The sequence below is a fragment of the Spiroplasma syrphidicola EA-1 genome, assembly GCF_000400955.1.
In the GTDB taxonomy this organism is placed as follows: Bacteria; Bacillota_I; Bacilli_A; order Mycoplasmatales; family Mycoplasmataceae; genus Spiroplasma; species Spiroplasma syrphidicola.
The window spans coordinates 296443-322475 of record NC_021284.1; the positions used below are offsets into that span (position 1 = coordinate 296443).

19 protein-coding genes are annotated in these 26033 nt (G+C 31.5%); all 19 read left to right on the forward strand.

Translation table 4 applies throughout. The features are described from left to right. Positions 1-29: 29 nt before the first annotated feature. The 19 genes from SSYRP_RS01410 to SSYRP_RS01500 all read left to right on the forward strand — a co-directional run bounded on the left by SSYRP_RS01410 (position 30) and on the right by SSYRP_RS01500 (position 26028). Positions 30-2996, forward strand: a complete 2967-nt coding sequence (locus SSYRP_RS01410; RefSeq protein ID WP_016340527.1) for a chromosome segregation protein SMC — start codon at positions 30-32, stop codon at positions 2994-2996. 109 nt (positions 2997-3105) lie between these two features. Further along, a complete protein-coding gene (ptsS, locus tag SSYRP_RS01415; protein ID WP_016340528.1) occupies positions 3106-4413 on the forward strand; it encodes a phosphate ABC transporter substrate-binding protein in 1308 nt (435 codons plus the stop codon). Between the two features lie 20 nt (positions 4414-4433). After that, entirely contained in the window at positions 4434-6530 is a 2097-nt protein-coding gene (gene pstA / locus SSYRP_RS01420; protein WP_016340529.1) for a phosphate ABC transporter permease PstA, read from the forward strand. Further along, positions 6530-7339, forward strand: a complete 810-nt coding sequence (pstB, locus tag SSYRP_RS01425; RefSeq protein WP_016340530.1) for a phosphate ABC transporter ATP-binding protein PstB — start codon at positions 6530-6532, stop codon at positions 7337-7339. The genes pstA and pstB overlap by 1 nt, the downstream gene beginning before the upstream one ends. Positions 7340-7365: 26 nt before the next feature. Further along, positions 7366-8025 carry a phosphate signaling complex protein PhoU gene (gene phoU, locus SSYRP_RS01430; RefSeq protein ID WP_016340531.1) on the forward strand — a complete coding sequence of 220 codons (660 nt, stop codon included), beginning with the start codon at positions 7366-7368 and terminating at the stop codon, positions 8023-8025. Between the two features lie 112 nt (positions 8026-8137). Then, entirely contained in the window at positions 8138-9814 is a 1677-nt protein-coding gene (locus SSYRP_RS01435; RefSeq protein WP_016340532.1) for a phospho-sugar mutase, read from the forward strand. Between the two features lie 38 nt (positions 9815-9852). After that, a complete protein-coding gene (locus SSYRP_RS01440) occupies positions 9853-11601 on the forward strand; it encodes a 2-oxo acid dehydrogenase subunit E2 (RefSeq protein ID WP_016340533.1) in 1749 nt (582 codons plus the stop codon). Between the two features lie 24 nt (positions 11602-11625). After that, positions 11626-12573 carry a 3'-5' exoribonuclease YhaM family protein gene (locus tag SSYRP_RS01445; protein WP_016340534.1) on the forward strand — a complete coding sequence of 316 codons (948 nt, stop codon included), beginning with the start codon at positions 11626-11628 and terminating at the stop codon, positions 12571-12573. A 224-nt stretch (positions 12574-12797) separates the two neighbouring features. Further along, complete coding sequence (locus SSYRP_RS01450; protein WP_016340535.1) at positions 12798-14156, forward strand: FAD-dependent oxidoreductase; 1359 nt, start codon at positions 12798-12800, stop codon at positions 14154-14156. A 17-nt stretch (positions 14157-14173) separates the two neighbouring features. Further along, entirely contained in the window at positions 14174-15163 is a 990-nt protein-coding gene (locus tag SSYRP_RS01455; protein WP_016340536.1) for a lipoate--protein ligase, read from the forward strand. Positions 15164-15180: 17 nt separating this feature from the next. Beyond that, positions 15181-16284, forward strand: coding sequence for a pyruvate dehydrogenase (acetyl-transferring) E1 component subunit alpha (gene pdhA / locus SSYRP_RS01460; RefSeq protein WP_016340537.1), 1104 nt, complete (start codon positions 15181-15183; stop codon positions 16282-16284). Further along, positions 16284-17273: an alpha-ketoacid dehydrogenase subunit beta gene (locus SSYRP_RS01465; RefSeq protein WP_016340538.1), complete on the forward strand. Its 990-nt coding sequence runs from the start codon at positions 16284-16286 to the stop codon at positions 17271-17273. The genes pdhA and SSYRP_RS01465 overlap by 1 nt, the downstream gene beginning before the upstream one ends. 17 nt (positions 17274-17290) lie before the next feature. Next, positions 17291-18577 (forward strand): dihydrolipoamide acetyltransferase family protein, encoded by a 1287-nt coding sequence (locus SSYRP_RS01470; protein ID WP_016340539.1) that lies wholly within the window; start codon positions 17291-17293, stop codon positions 18575-18577. 32 nt (positions 18578-18609) lie between these two features. Beyond that, entirely contained in the window at positions 18610-19992 is a 1383-nt protein-coding gene (gene lpdA / locus SSYRP_RS01475) for a dihydrolipoyl dehydrogenase (RefSeq protein WP_016340540.1), read from the forward strand. Positions 19993-20139: 147 nt separating this feature from the next. Further along, a complete protein-coding gene (locus SSYRP_RS01480; RefSeq protein WP_016340541.1) occupies positions 20140-22230 on the forward strand; it encodes a hypothetical protein in 2091 nt (696 codons plus the stop codon). Between the two features lie 55 nt (positions 22231-22285). Then, positions 22286-23830 carry a lipoprotein gene (locus tag SSYRP_RS01485; protein ID WP_016340542.1) on the forward strand — a complete coding sequence of 515 codons (1545 nt, stop codon included), beginning with the start codon at positions 22286-22288 and terminating at the stop codon, positions 23828-23830. A gap of 111 nt (positions 23831-23941) precedes the next feature. Then, the gene (locus SSYRP_RS01490) at positions 23942-24529 is read left to right on the forward strand and encodes a hypothetical protein (protein ID WP_016340543.1); all 588 of its coding nucleotides are present in this window, start codon (positions 23942-23944) and stop codon (positions 24527-24529) included. 2 nt (positions 24530-24531) lie between these two features. Continuing rightward, complete coding sequence (locus SSYRP_RS01495; protein WP_016340544.1) at positions 24532-25296, forward strand: hypothetical protein; 765 nt, start codon at positions 24532-24534, stop codon at positions 25294-25296. An 18-nt stretch (positions 25297-25314) separates the two neighbouring features. Continuing rightward, positions 25315-26028: an MFS transporter gene (locus tag SSYRP_RS01500; RefSeq protein ID WP_016340545.1), complete on the forward strand. Its 714-nt coding sequence runs from the start codon at positions 25315-25317 to the stop codon at positions 26026-26028. Positions 26029-26033 lie beyond the last annotated feature (5 nt).

The window sequence follows — 26033 nt, forward strand, 5'->3', positions numbered from 1 at the left end:
TTATTTGAGGGATAAAAGGGGACCAACAGGTGTTATTTTTAAAGAGATTAGAAGCAGTAGGATTTAAATCATTTGCTGATCCGTTAACGATTAATTTTGACCATGAAATGATTGGAATTGTTGGTCCAAACGGGAGTGGAAAATCAAATATTACTGACGCCATTCGTTGATGTTTAGGAGAACAATCAATTAAGTCTTTACGGGGAGATAATAGTGAAGATGTTATTTTTAATGGTTCAGATGCTAAATCAGCGCTAAATATGGCCGAAGTCAAATTAACATTTGATAATACCCGCCGGATTTTTAACCTTGATTATGACGAAATTGAAATTGTTCGTCGGGTTTTTCGTGGTTCTGGAGAAAATGAATACTTTATTAATAATCAACGTGTCCGTTTAAAAGATGTCCAAGAATTTGCCCTTGATACTGGTTTAACTAAGTCATCATTGGCAATTATTTCACAAGGAAATATAAATGGTTTTGCCGAAGCAAAACCATTAGAACGCCGAGCTTTATTTGAAGAAGCAGCGGGAGTTGCTAAATATAAAAAACGAAAATTAGAATCGTTAAAAAAACTAGAACGTTCTAATGAAAATCTTGATCGTTTAAAAGATATTATTAATGAAATTGAACGAAAATTACCAAGTTTAAAACGCCAAAGTAGTAAAGCATTACGTTATAAAGAGAAAAAAGATAAGTTAAATGAAATTGAGTTATCGATTTTAGTGAAAGATATTACTTTTTTTAATGAAAAATTATTAGAATTACGGGAACAACAAAAAGTTATTACTTCCGAAAAACATGAAGCTGAACGTGATTTAAAAAATAAAGAAAATGAATATAATGAACTTACAAAAGTTAATTATGGGTTAGATAATAAAATTAACTCATTATCAAAAGACTTCCAAGGTTTAGTAACAGAAATTGGGAATTTAAAAGTTCAAAAAATTGAATTAGATAATAAGAAAAATTCTTTAAAAATGGCTAATAATGATATTACAATTGTTGAAATGTTAGCAAAATATAATGATTTAAAAGCCATTGTTCAAATGGAAACTGAGAAATTAGCAGCTTTAAAAACCCAACAAGTTGAAGACCATGATAGTCAACGAAGCTTAGTTAAAACACAAGGTAGTTTAAATGAACAATTAGGGGCCTTAAACCGTTCAATTATTCGTCTTGAAACGGATTTAGAACAAGCCCAACGTAATATTGATAACCAAGATAATTTACATCCGGGGGTTAAAAACATTATTAAAAATAAAAATGTTTTACCAGGGATTGTTGGCTTAGTCCAAGAAATTATTAGTTTTGATGATAAATATGAATATGCGATGGCCGTTGCTTTAAGTGGGCGTTTACAAGACATTATTGTTAAAAATGTTGATAGTGCTAAAAAAGCAATTTCTTATTTAAAACAAAATAATGCTGGTCATGCGACATTTATTCCATTAGATCGGATTCAACCTCGTTATATTAGTGATAATGAACAATTTGTCATCAAGTCTGTTCCTGGTTTTTTAGGTCTGGGACATAATTTAATCACAACAAAAAAAGAATATCGCCAAGCGGTTGATTACTTATTAAGTCGTTATATTATTTGTGATAATTTTGATAGTGCCCAAGAAGTTGGTCAGTTATTAAACTTTAAATATAATATTGTAACCCTAGAAGGAGAAATCATTCGTCCACAAGGAGCAATTACTGGGGGATCACGAAATGCTAAGCAAATAATTGTTAACTTTGAAAAAGAATTAACAACAATTCGCGAACAATTAGCCAAAAAAGTAGCCGAACAAGAAGCAATTAACAAACAATTAAATGGTTTAAAAACGCAGTTAGAGGAAATTAATGAAAAAATTTCGGAAAACCAAGCTTCAATTGGGGCAAGTAAACGCCAAATTGAAATTGTTGAACAAGATAAGTTAAAAATTAAAAATGAATATCAATTATTAACGGCAAAAAATATTGATGAGTCAGAATTTGAAAATGGGTCAGAAAGTATTAACATTAATGAAATGATTAATCAAAAAGAAATTATTAAAGTTAATATTGAACAACAATTAAATGTTGCGCGCAGTTTAAAAGAAAAACAAACAGTAACACTAAATGATTTAAATAACTATATTTCAGAACGTCGTTATTATATTTCAGCCTTACAAGAACAAGTTGGAAAAATTAGCACTGATATTTCAATGTTAAATGTTAAAACACAACAAGATTTAATGCGTTTAACAGAAGAATACCATATGACCTATGAACATGCGACAACGTTATCGTTAGCCGCAATTGATAATGAAGAAGCAGTACGTGAAGAAATTAAACAATTACGAAGTGATTTAGCCGATATTGGGAATGTTAACTTAGAAGCAATTGCGGAATATCAAGAAGAAGATAGCCGCTATAATTTTATGTTAAAAGAATATGAGGATTTAAATAAATCTGTTAAAAATTTACTACATTCAATTTCGGAAATGGATAATTTAATGCAAGAACAATTTGATCAAACAATTAAAGCTGTTAATAAAAACTTACCACATACTTTTGAAGTTTTATTTGGTGGGGGAACAGCAAAAATTATTTATACTGAGCCAGACAATATTTTAGAAACGGGTGTTGATATTAAAGTTTCACCACCAGGAAAAAATATTGCTAATTTAAACTTACTATCGGGAGGAGAAAAATCACTAGTTGCATTATCAGTTTTATTTGCAATTTTAAAGGCGCGCCCAATCCCATTAGTAATTTTAGATGAAGCTGAAGCTCCATTAGATCCAGCAAATGTTGAACGTTTTGCTAAATACATTAAAACTTTTATTGATACAACCCAATTCTTAATTGTAACGCACCGTGTTGGAACAATGGCAAATTGTGATATCTTGTATGGAGCAACAATGCAGAAAAAAGGAGTTACAAAAATTGTAAGTATTAAGTTACAACAAGCGGAAGAATTAATTAAAAACATTGAAAGTGAAGGGGAAAATCGGGTAAATTAATCTGGAATTAAAAAACGATTTTATCGTTTTCCAATCTTTTTTTGATATAATTAACAAGTAGTTTAGTGAAATTTTTAATTACTTGAAGTATAGGAGGTTAATAAATTTCATGGAAAAAGCAAACCCTGCTAACCCTAAAAAAGTTAATAAGTTTAAAGCATTTTTTAGAAATGTTTTTAGTGCGATTGCAAGTCACCGAATGATGACAATTATTACTTTTGTGTTAATTTTAGTTATTTCAATTATAATTTGAACAATTTCAGCTGCTAGTAATGTAATTGTTGGTGGGGGAAGTACCTCTGTTTCAGCAATTATGGCTGATATTACTGAACAATATCGCCGTGATAGTGGTAGTGATGTTTTATATAACTCATTAGGGAGTGCTGCTGCCTTGGTGGGGGTTAAAAATGGTAGTTATGAATTTGGATTATTATCCGAAGATGTTCATTCAACACCAATTGATGGCGATAATGGTACAAATGCCCAAAATTTATGAAATAATAATGGAATTAATCGTTTTGTTTTTGCTCGTGATTATATTGTCTTATTCTATAATTTACCAAATGGTTGTTTTTTAAGTGACAATGATAAACCATTAACTTTCTCAGAATTTGGTCTTAATGAAAACGGTAATCCTGAACCAGGAACAAAAGCAATGCAACAAATTTATAGTCAAAATGCCACTTGAAAAAGTGTTTTTGGTAATCAATTAACTTGTACAAATGATGCCCCTTTTTATACTATTACTAGAGAAGCAGGGAGTGGAACACGGAGCTTTTTTGAATCATCAGTAATTTATAAAAAAGATTATTCAACAAACGAAGTTGCTTCTTCAAACGGGGCAATGTTCCAATCAGTAACACGAACACCAGGGTCATTTGGTTATATTTCGTTTTCATTCATTGAACAAGTAGCTGATAAATTAGGAAAAAATCGGATTGCTGCTGTTATCAACCCGATAATATCGCCAGATCCACAAGTACCATTTATTGAAACACCAGAAGGAGAATTTCTTTTTAACTCGATGTATTCTTTAAATCGTCCTTTTACAGGAATTGTTAATACTAATAGTTCCCAACTGGTTCCAACTTTGAAATTTTTAGCCTGAATGTTGGATCCAATTCCTTATGCTAAAACACTCAAAGATAGTAAATTTTATGATCCAACATATGAATTAGGACCTCATGATGCCGCTTATTGATATATTTTAGAAGGCGAAGAACCGTTAGCACCAGAAGATCATTACTTTCAAAAATATAATAATAATACGAAATTTGCTCTTAGTGGCGAAACTACTCTGACTGAACCATACCCATGAGACTTCAAACAAAATTATTTAAGTATTTGAGATTTAATTCGCCAGAAAATTCCTAATAATAATTATCAAGATTTAAAAGATTATGAATATGAAGGTTAAGAAATAAAGGAGCACAAACAATGGCAAAGACAACAACCCCATCCCCGATGCAAAAACTAACAGTTAAAGAAAAGTGAGAAAATTATTGGAAACGCGTTAAAAACAATTTTCGTAGCCGCAAACAATTAATTGATTTTTTATCAAAAGTTTTAATTTACAGTTTTGCTGTTATTACGATCTTAATTTTATTAACGCTAGTTGGTTTTATTATTTACAAATCAATTTATTTCTTCCAACATTACCCTGGTGGTTTTTGAGGATTTTTATCAGGGCGAACTTGAAATGCCAATAATAATCAATTTGGGATTTGATGGATTATTATTTCAACTTTCTTTGTTTTATTAATTTCCTTGCTATTTGCCGTACCATTAACAATCTTTTCATCGTTATATATTACTGAATATTTAAGTCCGCGCTTAAAAGCAAAAGTAATTGGGATTGTCCGTTTACTAGCGGGAATTCCTTCGGTTGTTTTTGGATTATTTGCTCTAACCATTTTAGGGCCATTCTTTATGTTACTGGGGGCACCATCAACATCAAATTTATTGGTTACATCAATTACTCTAGCTTTTATGGGGTTACCAATTATGATTTCTTTATCAGTTAATGCGATTGAAAATGTTCCCGAAGCTTACCGTTTTGGATCATTAGCTTTAGGATTAAGTAAAACTCATACAACTTATCGTATTGTCTTAAAGTCAGCATCATTTCGAATTGTAACGGCAATTATGTTAGGAGTTGCCCGTATTATTGGAGAAACAATGGCTGTTATGATGATTGCCGGAAATGCGCCTGATGGCTTAAAAATTGATAATGGTTTCTTAAACTTTATTTTTTCTTCAATTACAACCCTTGCTTCAACAATTGGGTTGGAAATGTTAGAAAACTCAGGGCCAATGCATGAATCAGCATTATATGCAATTGGTTTAATTCTATTTATTTTTGTTTGTATTATTAATATTATTGTTATTAGTTCGCAAGCAATTAAAAGCCGTAAGAAAAATTTACATACGATTAAAAAAGGAAAAAAACTAACCTTAAGTAGTTCTTATAATGCTAAAAAAATGAATAGCCTTTTTTATAATAAAATTGAACAAACACGTACGATTAAAAAAGTTCGCGATGGAATTGGTTTCTTTTTCCTAATATCCTCAACAATTATTGTAATTTCTTTTACCTTATTAGTCCTTGTCACGATTATTTGAAAAGGGTTATTTGGGATGGTATGACATGATTTAATTTCAACTTCAACATATAGTGAGGGGGCTGGAATTTTATCGGCTTTTCTAGTAACATTATTATTAGTAATATGTGCAATGATTTTTGCGATTCCTTTAAGTATGATTGTCGCAATTTATTTAAGTGAATATGCTGCCCCAAATAGTCGTTTAGCACGTATTGTCCGCTATGCAATTGATGTTTTATCATCAACACCAAGTATTATTTATGGAACCTTTGGGTTAGCTTTCTTTATTGGGGTATGTAAGTTGCCAATTTCGATTTTATCGGCGGGATTAACCTTAACAATTGTTATTTTACCAATTATGATTCGTAGTATTGAAGAATCATTGCAAGGGGTATCCCCAGCATTACGTAGTGCATCCTTAGCATTAGGGGCGACAAAAACGGCAACAACAATTAAAGTTGTTTTACCAAATGCGATGCCCGGAATTGTAACAGCTGTTATTTTAGCAATTGGACGGGTAATTGGTGAATCAGCCCCAGTTTATTTAACATTAGGAACAGCTGTTCGTTTACCAATTGCTGGTTTCTTATCACCAGGGGCAAGTTTAACAACCCAAATCTTAATGTTATCAAAAGAAGGTTCAACTGCTGATGCGATGCGAATTATGTATGAATTAGCCTTTACCATTATGGTTTTAATTCTATTAGCAAATATCTCAGCGACAACCTTGGGTAAAAAAATGGCCCCTGATTATGTTAAAGTTGGCTTTAAACAAAAATGAACAAATCGTTTTATCGCATTAAAATACTTTTTTTCAAAAGAATTCTATCAAGATAAAAAAGAGCAAATTGAGAAAAAATGACAACACTGATTCCGCAAACAACGCGCTCGTAAGCAAGCACGAATTGAAAAAGAACAAGGAGATAAATAATGGACGCAAGAAGTTTTTTAAAAAGACCAGCTTTTGATTCATCGGATAATAATCCCAATTTAATTGAAGTTAAAAATGTTAACTTTTTCTATAAGGGAAATAAGCAAGCATTATATAATATTTCAATGAATATTAAAGAAAATACTGTTACGGCCTTTATTGGTCCATCCGGTTGTGGTAAATCAACGTTATTACGATTATTTAACCGAATGAATGATATGGAACCAAAAACAGTTTTTGAAGGGGAAATTTCGATTAACGGGAAAAATATCTATGATGCTGATACCGATATTGTTAAATTACGAACAGATATTGGGATGGTATTTCAAAAACCAGCCCCTTTTCCAATGTCAATTTATGATAACGTTGCTTATGGTCCACGAAACCAAGGGGTTAAAGACAAGAAATTATTAAATAGCTTAGTTGTTGATAGTTTAAAAAAAGCCGCGTTATGAGATGAAGTAAAAGATAATTTAAAAGATTCGGCGTTTGCTTTATCTGGAGGACAACAACAACGATTATGTATTGCCCGAGCAATTGCGATGAAACCAAAGATTTTATTAATGGATGAACCAACTAGTGCCTTAGATCCAATTTCAACTTCGAAAATTGAAGAACTAATTCAAGAATTAAAAAAAGATTTTACAATTATTATTGTTACCCACCATATGCAGCAAGCTGCCCGGGTAGCTGATTACACCGCCTTTTTCCTAAAAGGGGAATTAATTGAATATAATAAAACAAAAATTATTTTTTCCCATCCAGCCAATAAAAAAACGGAAAAATATATTACTGGTCGCTTTGAGTAGCAAGAAGAATAAGGAGGAACTGCAAGATGAGTGTTAGAGTAGAAAATGACTTATTACAAATTAAACAAATTGTAATTGATATGATTAAAATTACAACACATCAATATGAAGATATGTTATTAAGTATTCAAAAAAATGATTTTGAATTAGCCCAAGCGGTAATTAATATGGATGAAACAATTAACCGGATGGAAGAGGCCTTTATTGATGTGTCATTATGAAAAATTGCCAAACAACAAATGGTGGCCAGTGATTTACGCCGTGCGGTTGGATTTATTTCAATTGTTCGGGAAGTGGAAAGAATTGCTGATTATGCAAAAAATGTTTGTCGATACTTTATTAAATATACCCCATCAAATAAATTAGTTCACTACTTAGAAGAATTAGTAGCAAAAGTAATTGAAATGTTGTCCGAGGTTTCAAAAATTTTTGAGGAAGAAAAAATTGAATTAGCTTATAATATGCCAAAATATGATGTTGAATTAGATCGCATCTTTAAAAAAGAAAATAATGAATTAATTGAAAAAATTCGGGATGTTAAAACAAAAGAAGAAATTAAAGTTATTACATCAACAATGCAACAATTAAAATATATTGAACGCGCTGGTTTACATATTATTAGTATTACCGAACTATTAATTTTCATTATTGAAGGAAGAACATACGATTTGGAAACACCAATTTAAAATAATATGGCAACCATATTATTTTTTTTATTTTTTTTACAAAGTGATTATTTTGACTAGAATATTACTAATAAAACATAGTATACTTAATTTAAGAAAGAGGGAAACAATTATGTCTTATATTGATAATTTAAATTTATGAAAAAATGCGAAAGATTTAGAACCAGAATTGGGGGCACAATTCAAGGCCATGTCAGAACAAGAGTTACTTGAAGCCTTTAGTAGTGATTTGGAATTTGGAACAGCGGGGTTGCGTGGTTTAATTGGTCCGGGAACAGGGAAAATGAACTTATATACAATTCGTCGAGCAACCTTAGCTTTTTTACAATTTTTACAAAAAAAATACTCCCTAACTGATTTAAAAGAAAAAGGGGTTATAATTGGGCATGATAATCGTCATTTTTCTGAAAAATTTGCTCAAGAAGTGGCGGAGATATTTGCTTCGAATGGGGTTAAAGCAATTTTATTTCATAATAATGATTTGCGTCCAACACCAATGGTGTCGTATACAATTCGTAAAATTGGGGCAACAGCCGGAGTAATTATTACCGCTAGCCATAATTCACGCGAATATAATGGGTATAAAATCTATGATCATAATGGGAGCCAATTTTTACCAGTTGATACTGATGTTATTGGGGAAAATTATTTGAAAATTAAAGAGGAAGTATTTACTTTAAATTTGCATCCCCAACCCGAACTGTTAACATTTGTTTCTCAAACAGTGGAAGAAAATTATGTTGAAGATGTAAAAGCAATGCAATTTTATCCAGGACAAAAACGCAATATCAAAATTGTCTTTTCCAATCTACATGGGACAAGTAAAGATTGAACACCACGGATTTTAAGAGAATGTGGTTATGATGTTATTATAGTAGAAGAACAGTTTAATAATGATCCTGATTTTACTTATGCCCCAAATCCAAATCCAGAACTAGCTGAGTGTTTTGATTTACCAATTAAATACGCCCAAAAACATAATGCTGATATTATTATTTTAAATGATCCTGACGCTGACAGATTAGGAATTGGAATTCGGCAAGGGGATAACTCATATTATTTAATGACAGGAAATGAAACAGCGCCTGTCTTATTAGAATATTTATTCTCGCACTATCAAAAAAATAATACTTTACCAACAAATGGGGTAATGTATAATACTTTTGTAACTGGAAATTTATCAGATAAAGTAGCGGAAAGTTATGGGGTTGAAGTTGTGAAAACTTTAACTGGTTTTAAATGAATTGGTGATCAAATGGCAAAAGCACCAAACCAAAATCGAACATTCCTATTTGGGTTTGAAGAAGCTTATGGTTATGTTTTAAAAGACATTGTGCGCGATAAAGATGGTATTCAAGCATCATTAGTTATTGCCGAAGCATGTTGATATTATCATAACTTAGGGAAATCATTCTTAGATATCCTAAATGAACAATACGAAAAATTTGGTTACTATTATTGTAATACCGTTAATTTAGTTCGTACTGGGGTAGAAGGACCAGAAATTATTAAAGGAATGTTAAAAACATTACGCGAAAACACTTTACCAGCTTTAAATGGAATTAGCTGTGTTAAAAAAGAAGATTATTTAACCGGATTATATAATATGCCGGGACAAGATTTATTAAAATTTTATTTTGCTGATGGTAGTTGATTTGCTGTTCGTGCCAGTGGGACGGAACCGAAAATTAAATTCTATTTTGTTTGTGTTGATAAAAGTGCCCAAGGGGCAAAAACAAAGATGCAGTTAATGTACCAAGAATTAGCAGAAAAATATTTAAACAATTAATTTTATGATAAGATAATTAAAGAAAAAGGGGATTTACAATGGGAAAAATTTTTTTTGAGGCCGATGATAATCGCAAGGGAATCATTGATAATGTTTTTGTAAAAGAGGGGCAACTAGTCCAAAAAGATGATAAATTAGTTAATGTTGTTACACAAAGCCGGGTTTATGAAATTAAAGCTCCTGGTCCAGGAGTTGTAACTAATTTAAGTATTTATGAAAATAAAGTAATTAATACAGGTGATATTTTACTGGAATTAAATAATCAAGCTAGCCATTATAATCATCATGATCAAAAAAACATTTATAATAAATCAAATTTTACTAATGTTCGTTTTGATAATAATCAAAATAAAAAAACCGAAACAGAAATTTTTCGTGAAGAGTTAATTGAAACATTATTAGCTCGGAAAGTAGCAGGAGAAAATTCTGATTCAATTGAATTAACCGAAGAAATTATTGAGCCAGTATTAAATGAACAATCAACACCACCAATTACAGAACCAGTTGGACCAACACCACCAGAAGGAAATAATCAAACTTTTGCTTTTGGCGATGAAATTACGACAACATCAGTTTTATTAACAGAGGAAGTAAATAATACTTCCCAACCAGTTGCAGCGGACAAAGATTTTATTTCAAATATGAATAGTTTACGTAAAAACTTACAAAACGTTGAAACAGCAACTAATACTGTTGATATTCAAGAAGAAATTATTAACAATTTAATTTCCGATGTTGATGTTGACCAGTTATCAGAACATTCAAGCTTTAAAAAACAACAACCTTTCCGTGATGAATTATCAAAAACATTTGTCCATCGAATGTATAGTGATATTCAAAATGATTTAAATCATGAAAGTAATATTGAACCAGGGCAAGTTGAAATTGAACCAACTCCAACGGAAATTATTTATTTTAATGAAGAATTAATGGAACAAGAATTAGAGGATAATAATATTGTGCAAACCCCAAGTCCCGAAGAACCAGGACCATTAAGTTCAGAACAACCTAGTTTTGAACAAGGGGAAATTATTGCTGATTTAACAAAAAATGTTGAAGAACCACATGATATTCGTCAGGAAGACAATGATAATATTAGTAGTGAGGTAAAATTAAGTCCGCATGCTTATCGCCGTGTTGCACGATTATTAAAAAATCCTAATAAAAATGCCCAAACTTTTTTAGATATTGAAGTTGATGTGACTGAATTGGTTAACTTATTAACAATTATGCGCGAAGCTTATTTACAACAAAATATTGAGTTAACATTATTACCATTTTTTGTAAAAGCAGTTCACAGTGGGTTAAAAAAATTCCCGCTGTTAAATGCTAGTTTTAACTTAGGAACGCAAAGTGTTATTTTTAAATGAATTTACAATATTGCTGTTAGTTTAGACAATGATACAACAATTTCAACGCCAGTTTTATTTGATTTAAAAGATGACACAATTAAAGAAATTGCAACAAAATGTAATGCCTTAGCTGTAAAGGAATATGATGATAATAGTGAAGCCTTTGATTACGAAAATTCAACTTTCTCAATTTTTAATTTTGGCGATTTTGGCGTAACAAGAGGGACTTTAACAATTCCTGAACATCATTCAGCCGCAATTGGGATGGGCATTATTTTCAAAAAGCCAGTAGTTGTTGAAAAAAATGATATTGCAATCCGTGATATCATGGTAATTACTTTAGCATATAATGAAATGATTATTGATATTACCGAAGCAAGTAAGTTTGCCCATTATGTCGCATACTTATTATCAAATCCAGGATTATTATTGTAAGTAATTACAGAAAGAAGGTGCTGTATGCAAATTAAGGATTTAACAAAAGAAGGTTCAAACTTACAATTAACAGTTTTAGCCGAAAAAGTTGCCCAAGGAGTGGCAACAAATGGGACAACATATTTATCAATTACCCTAAAAGATAAAACCGGGACAATTGAAGCACGATTATGAGATGCGAAACCCCTTGATTTAGAAACATGAGTTAAAGGGAACTTTTATGAAGTTAACATAAACATTATTGAATATCGTCGCATTTTACAAGCAAAAATTAATAGTTATAATATTGTTGATCCAAGCGAAATTAATTTAGATGATTTTCTAGAAACAGCACCAATTAATGCCGAAGAAATGTATCAAGAGATTACTAATTTTGTTAATAATTTACAAGAACCAGTTTATAAAAAAATGATGGAACTAATCTTATTACAATATGGGGAAGATTTTAAAGTTTGACCAGCTGCCATCCGTAATCATCATGAAATTAAATCAGGATTACTATGACATAGCTTAACAATGCTAAAAATGGCCGAAAGTTTACGAACAATTTATTCTGATCGTTTAATTGATTTTGAACTCTTAGGGTGTGGTGTAATTTTACACGATTTAGGAAAAGTAATTGAAATTAGTGTTGGAACTGTTAGCGATTTTTCTTTAGCGGGAAAACTGCTTGGTCATATTTCAATTATGGGTAATGAAATTCATCGTATTGCCAAAGAAAATGGGATTGTTGATGATAAAGTCTTATTACTAGAACATTTAGTTTTAGCAAGCCATGGTAAATTAGAATTTGGTTCTCCCGTTGAACCCCATTTATTAGAAGCAGAAATATTGTCGTTTTTAGATAATTTGGATGCGCGGATTTATCGCATTGACCGTGAGTTAGATAAAATTAATGCTAATGATCAAACTCCGCGCTTATTACCAATCGAAAATCGCTGATTTATTAAGCACTTTGATAAAAACAAATAATTAATCATTCTGAGCCTGTTAGCAGGCTTTTTTATTTTGAACTACCGGCAAAATTAGCCAAAAAATGGAAAGAGATTTTTTTTATTAAAATAACTTTTTTATAAAAAAAATTTAAATAAAGTATATAATTATACAAGATATAACTTATCTTATTTTTTTAGTTAAACGATGAAAAGCTAAAAGTAGGAAAATTATCGAGATATTAGAAAGGAGTTATATCAGTAATGAAAATTATAGTAGTAGGAGCAAATCATGCCGGAACAACAGCGATTCGAACTTTAAGAAGGTTAGATCCAAGCGCTGAAATTGTAACGTATGATCGTAATAACAACATCTCATTCTTAGGGTGTGGAATCGCCCTTTGAGTTTCGGGGGAAGTACAAGATCCGCAAGGATTATTTTATGCTTCACCAGAGATTTTAGCAAGTGAAGGTATTAAAGTTAATATGGAACACGAAGTAATTGGGGTTGATAACAAAAACCAAAAAATTCGTGTTAAAAATCTACAGACAAATGAAGAATTCGAGGACAATTATGACAAATTAGTGTTAGCAATTGGTTCATGACCAATTATTCCACCAATTGAAGGAATTAAACAAGAAGGTGTTCATATTGTTAAATGATATCAACATGGGGAGATTGTAAAAAATGCCAATGAAGATGATAACATTAAAAATGTTGTTGTTTGTGGAGCTGGTTATATTGGAATTGAATTAGTAGATGCTTTTTATCAAAAAGGTAAAAATGTTACTCTAGTTGATATTTCAGATCGTATTATGCCACGTTATTATGATAAACCATTTACTGATTGTGTCGAAGGCGCAATGCTTCGTGATGGTGTTACTTTCCGTGGTGGAGAAACAGTTGTTAAATTTGATGGAAAAAACAATGTTGTTAGTCATGTTGTGACTGATAAAGGTTCTTATCCAGCTGATTTAGTAATTTGAGCAGTTGGTTTCCGCCCAGCAACAAAAATGTTAGAAAATGTTGTTGATTTAAATAAAAATGGCGCAATTATGGTTGACCAATATATGCAAACATCTGATCCAAATATTTATGCGGTTGGGGATTGTGTTGAAGTTTATGACAACGCTAAACAAACATCAGCATATATTGCTTTAGCAACAAATGCTGTTCGAACAGGAGTAGTAGCAGCGGTTAATATTATTAAACCAGCTGGCCTAGAATCACCAGGATTCCAAGGTTCAAATGCTATTAATGTTTTTGGATGGTGTTTAGCTTCAACAGGGGTTACCGAAACTGTTGCAAAAGATTTAGGGATTGATTATGACCAAATTACTTTTAGTGATAATGATCGCCCAGAGTTTATGTCATCGTATAAAAATGTAATTATTAAAATTGTTTGAGATAAAAAAACAAGAAAAATCATTGGAGCCCAAGTTGGTTCAGAAAATAATCATACTGAAGTAATGTATATGTTTTCATTAGCAATCATGAAAGGAGTAACAATTGATGAGTTACCATTAATTGATATTTTCTTTTTACCACATTTTAACAAACCATATAATTTTATTACCCTAGCTGGCCTAGAAGTTTTAGGACTAAACTATTTTAAAAAATAGTGAGTTAGGAATTAGCTATGTTATGCTTTAAAAGCAATGATAACGATGTCTATTTTAATCTAGCATTAGATGAGTATTTATTAAAAAGTGATCTACCAACGCCAATTTTGTTTTTGTGAAAAAACCATAACACTGTAATTGTAGGCAAAAATCAAAACACTTACGAAGAAGTTAATCAAAAATTGGCGAATGATGATCATGTTAAAGTGGCCCGACGAGCATCTGGGGGTGGAGCAGTTTATCAAGATGATGGAAACTTATGCTTTTCAATTATTTTAGATAAAAATAGTGCGATGGCTAAAAACTATCACACAATTTTGCAACCATTTATTGATGTGTTAACCAAATTAGGATTAAATGCTCAGTTTGCTGGCAAAAATGACATTGAAATTGATGGTAAAAAAATTTCAGGGAATGCGCAATTCCAGTATAAAGAACGTTTACTTCATCATGGAACCTTTTTATTTAATGTTGATTTAAGTAAAATGGGAAAATATTTAAATGTTGATCAATCAAAGATTATCTCAAAAGGAATTAAATCAATTCCAGCCCGTGTAACAAACATTAAACCATTATTAAAACAAGATCTTTCAATCGATGATTTCATGGATTTTATTATCCAAGAACTTATTGAACAAGGAACAGTTGTTCAAGCAATTCCAGCAGATATCATCTCAGCAGCTCATAAGTTAGCAGAGGAAAAATATCGTACTTGAGAATGGATTTATGGTAAAAACCCCAGTTTTGTCTTTCAAAACAAAATTAGGTTTGAGGGAAAAGGGACACTTGATGTAAGAATGAATGTTGAGAATTCAATAATTCAAGAAATTAAATTTTTTGGGGACTTTTTAGGATGAGAAGGAACCGAACAATTAGAAGCAGCTTTAGTTAACTGTAAGTATCAAATTGAAGATATTAGCAAGGTCTTAGAGCACTTTGATTTAGCAAAAATTTTTGGCGACAAATTTACACGCGCCGAAATTTTAGAAACAATCGTTCATAAATAAGAAAGGAACAGAAAACTATGTATTTTGATAAATTTGATGCATTGAAAAATGAAAAATTACAAATCATGGATAATACTGGGAAAATTCTAAAACCAGAATTAATGCCAAAAATTAGTGATGAAGATGTCTTAGCAGCTTATAAACTAATGTGTTTATCACGCCGTCAAGATGATTTTCAAAACAAAGTGCAACGTCAAGGAAGAATGTTATCATTCTTATCATCAACAGGGCAAGAAGCCACTGAAGTAGCCTATGCAATGCAAATAATTAAAGGAAAAGACTGATTTTCACCAGCATATCGAAATAATGCCGCATGATTAACAGCCGGAATTCCAATGCGTAATATTATGTTATATTGATGTGGAAATGAAATGGGAGCAAAAACACCAGAAGGGGTTAATGTTTTACCTGTTAATATTCCCATTGCAACACAATATTCACATGCAACAGGGTTAGCTTTTGCTGAAAAATATAATAAAACTGGGGGAGTTGTTTTAACAACAACTGGTGATGGAGGTTCTTCAGAAGGAGAATTTTATGAAGCAATGAACTTTGCTAAATTGCATGAAGTTCCAGCAATTTTTATTGTGGAAAATAATCAATTTGCGATTTCAACCCCACGAAAAAAAGCAACAAAAGCAATTAATTTTGCTGTTAAAGGAATTGCTGTTGGAATGCGTAACATTTTAGTTGATGGAAACGATTTCTTTGCTGTTTATGGGGCTGTCCAAGAAGCAATTGCTTTAGCTCGTAAAGGGGAAGGACCATCATTAATTGAATGTGAAACATATCGAATCGGAGCTCACTCTTCCGCTGATGATCCAAAAGTTTATCGTGATGAAGAAAATCATCAAGAACAAATTAAAAATGATCCATTAATTCGTTTAAAAGCATATTTAATCGCAAAGAAAAAATGATCAGAACAAGAACAAACAAAACTAGATGCTGAACAAGATCAGTTTATTAAAGATGAATTTGCTTGAGTTGAAGCAAATAATAATGTTGATTTAAAAGATATTTTTGCTTATACATATCAAGAAATGCCAGATTTTTTAGCAGAACAATATGAAGAAGCAAAAGCATTTTTTGAAGCATATCCAAGTAAAGGAGGACACCACTAATGGCAGTTTTGAATAATATTCAGGCGTTAACACATGCCTTAGATTTAGCAATGGAAAAACACCAAAATGTGATTGTTTATGGTGAAGATGCTGGATATGAAGGGGGAGTTTTCCGAGCAACAGTTGGATTACAACAAAAATATGGTGAAGAACGCTGTTTTGATGCGCCAATTGCCGAAGCAACTTTAGTTGGGACAGCAGTTGGAATGGCAATTAATGGTTTAAAACCAGTTGTGGAAATTCAATTTGAAGGATTCTCATATCCAATTATCCAACAATTATTTACCCATGTTGCGCGTATGCGTAACCGTTCACGTGGTCGTTTTTCTTGCCCAATGGTAATTAGAATGCCAATGGGAGGAGGAATTCGTGCCTTAGAACATCACTCAGAAGCAATGGAAGCAATGTTTGCTCATAATCCTGGGTTAAAAGTTGTGATTCCTTCAACACCATTTGATACAAAAGGACTATTATTAGCCGCTGTTGAATCACCAGATCCAGTGCTATTCTTAGAACCAACAAAAATTTATCGGGCATTTAAACAAGATATTCCTGATGAATATTATACTTTACCAATCGGGGAAGGCTATAAAGTACAAGAAGGAACTGACGTGACAATTGTGACTTATGGTGCCCAAGTTGGGGATTGTGAAAAAGCAATTGAACAATTAAAAGGAGAAGGCAAAAACGTTAGTGTTGATTTAATTGATTTACGAACAATTCAACCATGAGATCGTGAAATGGTAATTGAATCAGTTAAAAAAACTGGTCGTTTAATTGTTGTTCATGAAGCAGTTCGTTCTTTCTCAGTTGCCGCTGAAGTAATTGCAACTGTTAATGAAAAATGTTTTGAATATTTAAAAGCACCTTGTGCTCGTGTAACAGGATATGATATCATTGTGCCATTTGATCGTGGCGAACATTTCCACCAACCATCAGTTCAAAAAATTGTTGTTAAAATTAAAGAAGTGTTAGATTATCAATTCTAATTGGGAGGAAGAGGAAAATGGTTAAATTTAAATTTGCAGATATTGGGGAAGGTCTAACGGAAGGAAAAGTTGGAGCCATCAATATCAAAGTTGGAGATAAAGTCAAAGATGGCGATGAAATGTTTTCAGTAGAAACTGATAAAGTTAATGCCGAAATTTATTCACCATGTGATGGTATCATTACAAAAATTAATATGAAAGTTGGCGATGTCATCTATGTTGGTGATGTTGTTGTTGAAATTGATGATGGGAAAGGCGATGCGCCAGAAGCATCACCAGCCCCAGCGTCTACTCCTGCTGAACCAGTTGAAGAAGAAAAAGCGGCTGGTGTAGTTGGAGCGGTACCAATTTCAAATGCTGTTTTACCATCACGTGGTTTACCAGCAACAAATAATAACGCAGTAAATAATGAACATATTTTAGCAACACCAATTGTTAGAAAAATGGCCGCTGATATGAAAATTGATTTATCAAAAATCAAAGGAAGTGGTCCAAATGGGCGAATTATGAAAGCTGATTTATTAGCTGGACCAACCTCAGCACCTAGTGCTAGTGGGCCATCAATTGGGGGAGCACCAATTACAATCCCTAACATTCAAGTGTCAGGAAATGTTAAACGTGAACCAATGTCATCAATTCGTAAGGCAATTGCCAAACAAATGACTTTGGCAAAAACAGTGATTGCTGAAACAACATTAATTAAAAATGTTAATGTCACAAAATTAATTGAAATTAGAGCGCAATTAAAAGGGCAAGCGGAAAAACAAGGGGTTAAATTAACTTATATGCCATTCTTTATGAAAGCATGTGCAATTGCCTTAAAAGAATTCCCAATTATAAATTCTTCATATGATCAACAAAGTGAAGAAATTATTTATAAAGAATATTACAATATTGGAATGGCAACTGATACGGCTAATGGTTTAATGGTTCCCGTTGTTAAAGGCGTTGATCAATTAAATGTCCTACAAATTGGGGCAGTAATTAATGATTTAGCAACTCGTACCCGTGATCGTAAATTAAAAGCCGATGAAATGCGCGATGGAACTTTTACAATTAGTAACTTTGGGTCAGCGGGAGTTGAAATTGCAACACCAGTAATTAACTTCCCAGAAGTAGCCATTTTAGGAGTTGGAACAATTGAAAAAAAACCAGTTGTTAATGCCAATAATGAAATTGAAATTAGTTCAATCTTACCATTATCATTAACAATTGATCATCGTCTAATTGATGGTGCTGATGGAGGGCGTTTCTTACAACGAGTAAGTGCGTTACTTGAATCACCAGCCTTATTACTATTATAGAATCATAAAAAAATAGAGAGGTAACAAGAATTATGGATAAATTTGATGTTATTGTTGTTGGTGCTGGTCCTGGTGGATATGTTTGTGCAATTAAAGCAGCCCAAGAAGGGTTGAAAACAATGATTGTCGAAAAAGAATATTACGGAGGAGTATGTCTAAACGTTGGTTGTATTCCAACAAAAGCATTATTAAAAAGCTCAAAAGTTTATGACATTATTCAGCATGCTGACACCTATGGAATTGATATTGGGGATTTAGGTAAAATTGCCCCTAATTGAGAGAAAATGCAAGATCGTAAAAGTAAAGTTGTTAATAAATTAACAAGTGGGGTTGAATTTTTATTAAAGAAAAATAAAGTCACAATTGTTAAAGGAACAGCTAAAGCGCTTGATAAAAATACAATTGAAGTTGATGGTAAAAAATATAGTTGTGACAACTTAGTTATTGCAACAGGAAGTACAAGTCGAATGCTACCATTACCTGGTTTTGAAGAAGGTTTTAAAGCTGGTTATGTTATTTCTTCAACCGAAGCTTTAAAATTACCAAAAATTCCCAAAAAACTTGCTGTTATTGGGGGTGGTGTAATTGGCGTTGAATTTGCTTGTTTATACCGTCGTTTAGGAACAGAAGTAACAATTTTACAAGGGTTAGATACAATTTTAGAAATTCTGGACAAAGATGTTCGTGATGAAATGACAAAATTATTAATCAAAAACAAAGTTAAAATTGAAACAAATGTTAAAATCAAAGAAATTAAAGATAAAGCAGTTCATTACACTAATGATAAAGGTGAAGAAGTTGTTTTAAAAACAGATTATTGTTTAGTATCTGTTGGTCGTAAACCAATTATTAATGGTTTTGAAAATATTGGGCTAAATATTAATGAACGCCAAAGTATTGTTGTTGATGATGGTTGTCGTACTAACTTACCAGGAGTTTACGCGATTGGTGATGTTGTTGGGAAAGCAATGTTGGCCCATGTTGCCTCAGTGCAGGGGTTAATTGTTGTTGACAACATTAAAGGGCGTAATCAAAAAATTGATTATAATAAAATTCCAGCTTGTATTTATTCATATCCGGAAGTTGCCGTTGTTGGAAAAACCGAAGATGAATTAATCAAAGCAAAAATTCCCTACAAAGCCTTTAAATTCCCAATTGCCGCAAATGGAAAAGCCTTAGCGGATGGGGAAACTGATGGATTTGTTAAAATTATTTGTGAACCAAAATATGGTGAAATTTTAGGAGCTCATATGATTTGTGGAACAGCCACTGACATGATTTCTGAAATTACAACATGTATGGAAATGGAAGGAACAATTTATGATTTAGGACGGGCAATTACTCCCCATCCAACTTTATCAGAAATGATTATGGAAGCTGTCCATGGTTTAGAAGGACACGCAATTCATATTTAAATCTAACATTATGTTAGATTTTTTTCTTTTTCGGTTAATTTTTTTTCCATTTTTTGATAAATCAAGAGAATAATAATGGGAATTAAAAATATTTGCTATAATAATCTATAGATAGTAAATTTATACTAATTCAAAGGTGGGGTGCTAATGGCGAAAAATAAGGGCAAAAATCGCGGAACTTGAAGTAATGTTAACAAAATAACAAAGCACGTTAGCGTTCATTCAAAACGGAAAAGTATTATTATTGCTTGTTGTGCAGCCTTATATTTAGGGGCTTTAATCCCAATGACTTATTTAGCCGCTTGATTTTTATCAGAAGTTTTAAGTTATGGGGGAATTGAAACGGATGGAACATTACCAAATTTAGATAAGGGTGAATATTTTCAAGTTGACTTTGCCTATACACCGTTACGAGATAACCCTCTTAACCAACCAACATTTGAAAAACAAGTTATTAAAAGGGATTTAAATAATAAAACCTCTGAGCGAATCGTTGTTAAATCAACATCATTACGTTTAGAGTATGCCTATAATTATATTTTTGAAACAGCCCCTAAGGCTTATATTAGTAAAAATTTTCTTTATAAAGATAAATATCCTGAACCAGACAAAATTGAAATTGTTAACATCTATACTAATCCCTTGCGTACGAAAACGTTAGAATTAAGTGATGTCCAAAATAATAAGTTTAATATAATTAAGAATTTATTAAATTTAGAAATTAAATATAATGGAGAATTACAATCACAATTAATTATCATGCCAACAATGTTTGTGGGAATGGAATCATTTTTATCAAACTTTTTTGAATTTAAATTAGGTAATTCAATGCATAAAAATCTTGCTGATAATGTTATTTGAGAAAATCAAACTAACATTGTTGGAGATCAAGCTAATGGTTTAATGGTCCCGGGGGAAAGTACTAATCCGCTAAACTTTGCTGATAAAGTATATCAAAGTTATGAACAATATTTTGATAAGTTTTATAACGCTAATAAAGGTGAAGACAAAGAATTTGTTGGTAATTTTAATCCGTACAGTAATTTTGTTATTTCATCAGTTAACACAAAAGATCCAGTATTTGAAAACTTACCGGTCTATTTGAATAGTTATAATTATTTGTTTGATATTGACACAGTTTTTAGTGAATCAAATAATAAAGCCAAAATATCACCCTTGGCCCAATATGCCGAAAAGAAAAAGTTAGAAAGACATACAATTAATATCAAAGAAAAATATATTGCCCAGTTATTTGTTTTTTTAAAAAATGTTATTGAAACATCAAAAAATCCAGGGTTAGCCTTGCCTGTGGAAAGTGTTCCTAATGATTGAAAAGAATGATATCAAACAATTAAACCAAAAAAACTAGATTTAACAAAGCCTGAAGAATTTTACTTTATGTTTTTACCAGAGGGAGAAACTTTACAACATATTTTTGGAGTTGATTTAAAAAAATATATTGCTCAAATTTTAGATGGTAAAGAGCCGTTACGAGACGCAATTCTTCGCATTGGAAATGATATTTTAGCGAACCCAACTTCTACAGAAAATAAATGGCTATTTAAGTGGAATGCCTTACCATTCCAAACCCATGCGCGTTTTGAAGACAAAGATTATCAAATGTTTAAAAGAAAAATACAAGAGCAACAAGATTTAGTTCTTGATTTTGGCGGTTTAGGAACAAAACAACCAAAAGCCCAAAATTATATTACAATTAACCACCCTAATTTACATTATGTAACAAATTTAGCAACAACAACGGAAAATACCAAATATGCTATTAATGATTTACGAAAACGTAATGAGTTATTTGTTAATTATTGAAGTAGTAATTTGTATAATAGTGCAAACCTAAACACAATTACTTTAAAGCAAAATTTTACAAGTGCAAGTGAAATTAGTAACGCGATTAAAGAACAATTAATTAATCAAACATGACAATTTGCTGTTAATTTAGATAAAGTTACTAAACCAAAATTAGATATTTTAGCAGGAATGACAAAAGAAAATTATATATCAGCTTTTACAAGTGATTATAATATTGAGATTTTGCCTGTTAATAAAACACATTCAGATACTGGGAATTTTAATAATTGAGCGCAAGCTGTTATTAATCACAATGTTGATAATTATCAAGATTATACCGTATTAGATATTCGCATTACCGCACAAACAGGGCAATTACCACCAAATTTACAAATAATTACTTTCCGCTTTAATACTATTTATTCTAAATAAATTATCAGATATAATATACTTATATTTTATTATGCAATCGAAATGAGGTGAGATTATGAAAAAATTATTAGGTTTTTTAACAAGTATTGTGGTAGCTGGTTCAACAGCAACAACAGTTGTGGCTTGTGGGGGCGAAGATAGCACTTCAATTACTCAAGGTAAAATTAATGCTACCACTGACTTTACTTTAACTGATCTTGTTAAAGTAAAAAATGCAGGAACCGATATTAATCAATTAATCTTATCCACAGCGATTAGTGAAGGCCGTCTTAAAGATGATATTAATTTCAACATTTTAGATATTACCGACCAAAAAAATAATGAAGAACCAACAGTTAATGGTCAAAAAAAGGAAGGTTATCTTGTTTTAACTTTTCGTGATGATCCATCGATTCGCTATACTGGGGTAATTACAATTCGTTTCACGATTGTTAAAGAGGCAACTTTTGATATTAGCCAAGAGGTTAATTTAGATGCTGAATATTTTGATGTAACAGAATATCAGTATTATTCTGGTAAAGGTTTTGATGATTTCATTTGAAAAAAAGTCGTTGAAAAAGGATTAACAAATAATGCGCCAACAGAAAAAAGCGCGTATAATTTTTCTCAACTAATGTTTCCCCCAGAAAATAGAATGGCAAAAGCAAGTTGAGTTTTAGAATATAATGGTGGGGCCGATCAACCTGGACTAAGTTATAGTGGTAAAATTACGGTTAATTTTAATTGAATTAGATACCAAGATAATATGGCTGTTGAATTACCGGCTGTTAATTTTACTCCAGATTTACTAAAACAAACAGTTTGAGATAGCGTTCAAAGTACAATGGTTGGCGTTGAAAACTTTAAAATATCTGAGCAATACCAAAATTATGAGATTAGTTGAGAAGAAGTTAAGGAACCAGATTTTGGAGGGTCAACATCTTTTGACATTTTAGCAAAACCGCGCCAAGAAAATCTTAGCTTTTTACGTATTAAAGGAATAATTGATAAACATGCGATTGAAATGCCCGCAACATTTTTAGGACCATTGGAAATTAAGGTTGTAAGGGCTGATCAAGAAAACATTGATAAAATTATTGATCAAATTTGAACTGGGGCAGTTGATTTATTAAAAAATGAAAATCTACCACTTTTACCAGATTTTAGCATTTTTGATACAACAAATTGAAGCATGATAATTAAAGAAAATTGACCACAATTAGGATTAAGCAATGATATTAATTTAATTGGGATTAATAAGCATAATGATCCGCGTTTTAATGGGGACTTAAAAATAACAGTAAAATTAATTAATGAAGGTTTTTACCAACCAAAAATCACTTTAGACTTAGTATCTATATCACAAGCAGATAGTCAGAATCAAGAAAAAGTTCTTGATGATATTTGAAATATTTTAATTCAAAATAATCTTTGAGATGATAATGTTTCAACTGATCGCTCAAAATATGTAATTGATTATACCGAGATTGCCACAGCAATTAATCGTTCAAAACAATCTGGTAAACAGGAATATTATTCTTCAAAAATTACCGCCGATGCTATTGATGCTGGCAAAGATGTTCAAGTTACATTAGATGGTTATCTACAAGTTATCAAATAAAAAATCTTATTTAAATAAGATTTTTTATTTTCTGAAATAATGGCAGATTATTTTAATGGCTATTTACCGATAAAATGTTATAATCTACCTATAATTAAAATGAGGTAAAGTATGGGAAAAAAACAAGGAGCAACAATTTCAACAATTGATTCAACACATAATCCAGCGCTAAGCAGAATGTATTTTAGCAATGGTGGTGAAATAATTGGTCGCTTTTGTATTCTTTTTTCACAGTTATTAATGTTAGGAGTAATTATAATTATTTCCGCTTCATTTGGGGCTTTAGCGGCTAGTAAATTACCAATTCCAGCTATTTTTAATGAATTTGGGATTGCTGATGGGGCTTTTCGAGCAATTACTGTTGTGATTGCCTCATGTGGAGTAATTTTCTCATTAGTATTTGTAATTCCAACATTAATTGTTCGTAACATTAAACTAGTTAAAAGAGTTGGGATTATTTATAATACAATTGGTATATTATACAGTGTTGTTTTATTAGGTTTAAGTATTTTTTGTTATTTTTATTTACCAGTCAAACTTAATTTACCAGGAATAATTTTAGCTGGGGGAACAGTAATTTTCGTTTTTATTGGTAGTTTATTATTATGAACATCAGCTTTACATCAACAACATCGTTTAAATAAAGCCCTTACAACAAGTATTTTATTTAAAAATAATTTAAGTGATAAGGAGTTATAAAAATGGCACGAGGAGAAAAACAAAATAAAAATAGTCAAAAGGATGGTGTAATTAATCATCATATTGAATTTGTCGAAGATAACCGCCCCAATCATTTAAAAAAAATGGAACAGCCAATTCCTAATCGCGCAGTCAGAAATTTAGGAACCTATAATTTAAAACAGCGCGGAGCTAATCAAAAGTTGCCATATTTTTATGATGTTGAAGCTACTAGTTATTATTTTCAAGGCAAAAAAGAAATTAGCGCTCGTATTTTTATTATTTTTGGTCAACTCTTGATTTTAATCCCAGCGTTAATCTATGTTCAGTCATTAGCCCAAATTGCCGCCCAAACAATTCTTGCCTTACTACAAGGTTTAACTGGTGGGTTTGGTGGGGACTTAATTAACCAAAACTCATGGATTGTTGTCTTATTAATTGTAATTTTTGTTATTGCTTGAGTTTCGCTTTTTTTCTTAACAATGTTACCAATGTTTTTAGCTCGAACAATCAGAACTGTCCGGATTTGAACTAAAATTATTTTGATAATAGGGACAATTAATAATGTTATCGTTATTGCAATGGGAATTAGCCAACTAATCTATTTACAGTTAAATAACGCAGTTATTAAGGATACGATGATTGCCAAAATTATTCTGTTAGCTGTAACTGTTCTTGCAACTTTGTGTTTTACATTAGGATGTTGATCACTTATCAGTAATAATAAAAAATACTATCGCAATGTGGAAAACCAAATTGCGGAACAAATTCGGGAATTAAGAAAATAACAACGGAGGTAAAAAACAATGATTGGGAAAGTAGCAGATAAACGCGCAGGATTAGCGCTTCAATGAAATACCAAAACAGAAATTATGGCTCGCTTATTAATTTTTGCGTTTTCTTTTTTAGCAATGATAATGGGTTATTTTGTTGCCGCGGGTTGTGCAATGGCGTATAATCATTTGAAAGATGTCATTGGAGCAATGGACCATGGAGCTTATAAAATAAATTATATTATTGGAGGTGTTTGTGGCCTTATTGTTGGAATTTTCTTTTTTGTCTTTATTGGAATTCCGGCCATTAAAGTACGTCGAGCTGAAAGTGTTAAACCGTGAATTATTTTGGCCACAATTTTTAACAGTTCTTATTATGTTTTAACCTTTAGTCTGTTAGCTTCTTTTGCCATCATTTATCACAATTTTAATCAATACTTTTTAACAGCTGTTATTATTTTACCGCTTTGTTGTTTAATCACTTTTGTGATGTATTTTTTCTTTTGACGAGAAGTTAAAAAACAATGGAAAATGCGTAAAGGGTTTGAATATTTAGCAGAAGAAAAATCATTTCAAGCAAATGAAGCAAAATTAGAGGAATTAGAACGTCGTCGTCAAATCCTCTATCAAGCTGAAGTTATTAAACATCAACACGATAAGCACAGCTTAAATGAACAAGCAAATCAAAAAAATCATGTTTTACAGCAAAAACATGTATGAACCGAAGAAGAACGAGAAGAAGAATAGTAATT